Source organism: Sulfitobacter sp. HNIBRBA3233 (assembly GCF_040149665.1).
Classification (GTDB): Bacteria; Pseudomonadota; Alphaproteobacteria; order Rhodobacterales; family Rhodobacteraceae; genus Sulfitobacter; species Sulfitobacter marinivivus.
In genome coordinates, this window is the sequence record NZ_JBEFLP010000019.1 from 1 (window position 1) to 508 (window position 508).

A 508-nucleotide genomic window follows, 5' to 3' on the forward strand; every position below is an offset into this window, starting at 1 on the left:
GTGTGCGACTTATGCACTGTTTGCATTGATTGTAGCGTGTGTAGTCTTTTCGCAGAAGTTTCGAGCGTCGAATGATTTCGGCTCGAAATTCATCCAAGGGAGGATACCTGATGTACATTACTTTGACGCGCAGGCTTTTTGGCGCATTGCTGACGACAGCGGCCCTCACGGGCACGGCACACGCTGCGGAATTCGAGTTGAAGCTTGCCTGGCTAACCGCAGACAGCCCCACCGACCCCTATGCAATCACGGCCCATGCCTTCAAGAAAGAGCTTGAGGCGGCGCTACCTGGCCGGGTCGAAGTGCAGCTTTTCCCCAACCGCCAACTGGGCGACGACAAGGAAATACTAGAAGGTCTGCAATTCGGCACAATCGACATGGGCGTGATCACCAATGCCGTGGTCGCCAACCTTGAGCCGACCTATCAGCTTGTCGATCTGCCGTTCCTGTTTGGCAGTGCCGAGCAGGCGCATATGGTTCTTGATGGCGAAGTGGGTGCGCAGCTTGC

At 55.7% G+C, this 508-nt stretch carries 1 protein-coding gene; it reads left to right on the plus strand.

The window, feature by feature from the left end; all coding sequences use genetic code 11:
* Positions 1 to 110 precede the first annotated feature (110 nt).
* Positions 111 to 508: TRAP transporter substrate-binding protein DctP (gene dctP / locus ABMC89_RS18990; protein ID WP_349570801.1), on the plus strand; the 398-nt coding region annotated here is incomplete at its 3' end.